This window comes from Wolbachia endosymbiont of Glossina morsitans morsitans (genome assembly GCF_000689175.1).
GTDB lineage: Bacteria > Pseudomonadota > Alphaproteobacteria > Rickettsiales > Anaplasmataceae > Wolbachia > Wolbachia pipientis.
In genome coordinates, this window is record NZ_AWUH01000032.1 from 1 (window position 1) to 5,037 (window position 5,037).

At 31.3% G+C, this 5,037-nt stretch carries 3 protein-coding genes and 1 pseudogene; all 4 read left to right on the forward strand.

The annotated features are described in order from the left end of the window. Window positions 1-492: 492 nt before the first annotated feature. Complete coding sequence (locus WGMM_RS00935) at window positions 493-2,238, forward strand: type I secretion system permease/ATPase (protein ID WP_038248621.1); 1,746 nt, start codon at window positions 493-495, stop codon at window positions 2,236-2,238. A 360-nt stretch (window positions 2,239-2,598) separates the two neighbouring features. Beyond that, on the forward strand, window positions 2,599-4,038 hold the full coding sequence (locus WGMM_RS00940) for a hypothetical protein (RefSeq protein ID WP_240991810.1): 1,440 nt from the start codon (window positions 2,599-2,601) through the stop codon (window positions 4,036-4,038). Between the two features lie 4 nt (window positions 4,039-4,042). Next, window positions 4,043-4,576, forward strand: coding sequence for a hypothetical protein (locus WGMM_RS00945; protein WP_240991811.1), 534 nt, complete (start codon window positions 4,043-4,045; stop codon window positions 4,574-4,576). A gap of 96 nt (window positions 4,577-4,672) precedes the next feature. Next, a pseudogene (locus WGMM_RS00950) lies at window positions 4,673-5,037 on the forward strand (hypothetical protein); the annotation flags it as partial.

Here is a 5,037-nt window from a genome sequence, read left to right on the forward strand (position 1 = left end):
AATTTGAGTAAAAGAAATTTCACTACCACTCACTAATCCGGCTAAAATTCAAGAATTTCAATGCTTTAGCTATTTTAAATAGAATTAAATTTATTAATATAAATAACAAATTACTATTCTTAAATTTGATCAGATTGATTGCAAAAAAAACAAGATTTTCAATAAGTTGCTTATAATCCTAATTATAGTTAGCCTTTCATAAGTAGCGATGCAACAAAGCCATCCCAGTGTCAGCTACTTTCATGACACCATTTGCTGTGCAGTTTATCTTCAAAAATGAATGTTCGTACAGCTATAGAATGAATCGCGGTATGACGTAGCTTCGCTATAGGCAACGAAGGAAATATCAACTATACTTCTTTTTACCATTGTTTATATTTCCTATTCACATATATTAATATTTTACTCACTTAAAGTAAGCTAACTACCGTTATTAATATTTTTGTAATAAAAATTGTATATGGTGCATGTAATCAAATTAAGAGGAAGATTGTGGAAATTACGCCATCAATAAAAAAAGAATTGAAGCAAAGTACTCTATATGTTTGCCTAGAAAAATGCAAAAGTGCATTTTGGTTTATCTTTTGGTTTAGTGCGGGAATCAATTTATTAATGTTATTCCTACCACTTTATACCTCTCAAGTGCTTGATCGGGTGATATCGAGCGAAAGTGTATCAACACTAACTATGCTGACAATTATCACTTTATCTGCATTTGCATGTTCTGCAATGCTTGAAACTTGTCGATATTTAGCCATGGCAAAAATAGGTGATTGGATCGATAAAACTGCAACACCAGATCTGATAGTAAGGTCAATCAGGCTAACGTCAGTGCAGAGCTCAACTTCAAGTGGTGAAGCAATACGAGATCTCGGAGTGGTAAAAAATTTCATTACAGGAAATGGTATATTCTCACTGTTTGATACTCCATGGTCGTTAATTTACCTTGTTGTGATTTTCATGATACATACCTCCACGGGGTTTATAGCTATTACTGGAATTATTATATTAGTCTCTATGGCAATATGGAATGAACTTGCCACTAAACGAATATTACAAGAAACCAACGAAGAAACTATACGGAATATCAATGCTATAGATGTTGCAACAAGAAATGCAGAAGTGGTTGAAGCTATGGGCATGTCAGAATTCATAGTCTCTGATTGGTGTAAACGAAATGATCAGAATCGAGCAATGCAAATTAAAGCACAAAATCGCTCTAATGTAATTACTGGAATCACTAAGTTTTTGCGCTCAACTCTGCAAATATCAGTAATTGGAACAGGTGCATTACTTGCAATCACAGCTCATAAGACTGCCGGTAGCATCATCGCTGCTTCAATTTTAATGGGTAGAGTATTAGCACCATTTGATGCTGCGGTTCATACTTGGAAGTTTTTAAATCAGGCTAGAATGTCATATGGAAGGCTACAAAGACTTATATTAACATCGCCAAAAAGAGAGCAAACGATGGCTCTACCAGAACCTGAAGGAAAATTGGAATTTGATAGAGTATTTTTTACTCCTTATGGAAGCAATAAGCCGACAGTAAAAGGAATATCATTCATTATAGATCCTGGAGATGTAGTTGGTGTTATTGGTGCAAGTGCTTCTGGTAAATCCACTATCGCAAAATTAACTGTTGGTGTATGGAAGCCAATATCTGGTGTAGTCAGACTAGATGGCGCTGATGTATATACTTGGAATCGAGAAAATTTTGGTAATTATGTTGGCTACTTACCTCAGGATATTGAGTTATTTAACACTAGTGTCAAAGCTAATATTGCTCGCATGAGGCCAGATCCAAATCCTGAAGAAATAATCAAAGCAGCAAAAATTGCAGGAATACATGAACTAATACTAAGCTTACCAAATGGATATGATACAACAATAGGAGGTCCTGGAGGAGTAACGCTCTCTGGCGGCCAAAAACAGCTTCTTGGACTTGCCAGAGCTTTTTATGGTCACACAAAACTTTTAGTACTTGATGAACCAAACGCTAACTTAGATAGCAATGGAGAGGCATGCTTAATTAATGCAATTGGCATTGCAAGAAAACAAAATACTACTACTGTTATCATCACTCACAAGCTACCGTTATTGTCCGTAGTTGATAAGGTGATCCTCATGTCAGATGGTGTCATTTACGCTATGGGACCAAAAGATGAGATTTTGAGCAAGTTAGTTGCTCCATCATCAAGTACCACAGAAGATGAACGCTCTTCAGCAAATGGTTAGTTTACTTACAATAAATTCTGTATCTGAAATAACAACTGTTCCAGAAAATATATATTTCTTTACCATTAGAAATAATATTACAAGAATAGTAAATAGATTAATAACTCTTGTTAATTAAAGTCAATCGGCAGATATAGCTAAAGTGGCTTAGGTTTACCTACAATTTGAAAAACAACAAATTCGTCTTAATGAATTTTCTTAATTTATTATCTAAATAACTTAATATTAGTGGTAATTTTATAAAAAAATTATAATATAAACAATGTTGCTGCGAAAATTTATAACAATATTTCCCTCTAACGTTTAATGAATTTCAATAAATTGCCTTTTTAATTCTAGATAAGCATATGCTTTGTTAATATGTTTAGTTCAAAATCCAAAAGTAAGTTTATGCTTTCTATTGGAGAAGAAGGCATAATGTTACTATATTTTAAAAATAATACTTTAAATAAAAGGTATTTTGTTAAGGGCAAAAACGATAAAGCAGTTTCCGATTTAATTTCATGTCTTTCGTCAGATAAAAAAGCACCTTTATACCTGGTGCTTAATCATGCAGATCAAAATTACTCGCTACAGTTTATTACAAGGGCAAACAAGATTAGTGCCTATCTACCAGCAAAAACAAAGATGGAGCATTTTTCTCGTAATAATGACATAAGTTCAGTTTTTTTGGTTGAGAAGCCAAACAAATTCAATCAAAACTGGTGCTATCTTCTTGTTTCATCGAAAGCAAAGCATTTAGTAGAATATTGGTTGAATGTGTTTATTGAGATAGGCTCCAACTTTAAGGGAATATTAATGTTTCCTATAGAAATAAGTAATATAACAAAAAAGATTCTACATAAAGATCCTAATAATTGGAAAATTATAGTTGCTGCAACTAAAACGGGAGGCTACAGACAAGTGGTTCTTAAAGAGAATAAAATGGTATTTACGTTCTTAACATCATTTACTAATGATAATTTACCAGGAATTATCGCTGGTGGAATATATCAGGAAGTGCAAGATACTATTCGATCCTTAACTAAGTTTGGGTTTGAAAAAAATAACCCTATCGACCTTTGTATCATAGTGTCAGAAGATATCAAAGCTAGTTTATCAGTCATAAATTTTTCAGAGAACAGTGTGAACATATTAACTCCATATGAGTTAGGCAAACTATTAGGAGCAGAACTAGCTATAAGTGAAAAAGATAACTTTTGCGATACCATAATTTTGTTTCATAGCTTTAAGAATAAATTAGCAGCTATTTTTAATACAAAGGAAACTAAAGAATTTTATCTATTCAATTACCTTTATTTAAACTCTCCTCGAATTTTTCTATACTTCGCCCTGGTTTTAGTTATAATGAACACCCTTTGTTTGCTAAATTTGTATTCAAATTTCAATGTCGCTGATAATTTATCAGCAAAGCAGAACACCTTAAATAACCAATTAACAAAACTTAGCCAAAGCTATAATGTAAAAAAAATAGATGAAATTTATGATTTTATTAATATCAATAGTATTTTATCAAAAATAGAATACTCTCCTCTTACACAAGTTAAGTATGTAGAAAAGTTAAAAATACCAGGTATAGAGCTTCGATCATTTGAATGGAATTATAATGAGGCAAAAAGTTATATTACCACAACTTTAAAGTTTAATTTTCAATCCGGTAAAAATATTTCTCATCAATACGAGAAACTACGAAAAAATTTAAACGATAATTTTCGTACCTATGACATTAATATTTCTAGCTTACCTGCTGCTAAAGAGCAAAATCTATCTATTGATGTTGAAATAGGAGAGGCAATGTAGATTAATGACTATCTCTGAATTAAAAAGAAAAGCTACAATTCAGTTTATATCGTATTTGTTATTATCTGTTGGATTAGTAGGGTTATTAACATATGTTGTTATCTATAACGAAAAGATTTATAATAAAAACCAAATTGCGATTGATAAAATACGTTCTATTAATTTACAGATTACTGGAATTCAAAAAAACGAAGTTGTTCTAAATAAAAACCTAGATTTATGGAAAAAAATTTCTTCTTCAAATTTACATAGTAGCAGATACATTGCAAATTTAAATTTCGAGCTTAGCAAGTTATATAAAAAGTACTATATATTAGAACCTGAAATATCAGTTTCTATACCCGAAGAAGTTGAGCTCCACAACAAAAGTGAACGCACAAAAGTAATAAAAAGTGAAGTGGTCTTAAGGAAGTTGAATTTAAGCTCAATCAGCGATAAGCATATTTTTTTATTTCTACAGTCTATTCCAAATCTGCCCGGTTATGTTATGATCAAATCTCTTATTTTAAATAAGCAGAGAAATATTGATGAATGCTGAATGAAACTATGAATCAGATTTTGAATGGTAATATGATAGAGATAGTGAGAGCTAATATAGTCTTTGATTGGTATACTATATTAAGTAGATAAGGTGATGAACATAAAGCTGTTTTTTATTTTTACGCTACTCATTTCCAATGTTAATGCATATTGCAGTTGTGAAGATATCATAGAAAGCATAGAAATTTGTAAGGAGTATTCTTGCCGACAATATATTGGCAATGAAGATTTTATTGAGCATAAAATATTAGGATTAAATAGTGGAAATTTATGCGTATATATAGAAAAACAAGGTAATGATGAAATGGTTTGTCATCATTCTCAGTATGGAATGATGATAGAAAAAAGATATTTTGAAAGTATTCTTAAAGTTGGCAATCAAGAAATCGACGATTTTATTGATATAGCAAATTTGCGTGCAAAAGAGTGTTTCTTTATCAACAATCAAAAACTAAGCTA

Bases quoted from the DNA above. Each gene is read 5' to 3' on its own strand.
- WGMM_RS00940 (WP_240991810.1), top strand. From the start codon at position 2,599: ATGTTTAGTTCAAAATCCAAAAGTAAGTTTATGCTTTCTATTGGAGAA.
- WGMM_RS00945 (WP_240991811.1), top strand. From the start codon at position 4,043: ATGACTATCTCTGAATTAAAAAGAAAAGCTACAATTCAGTTTATATCG.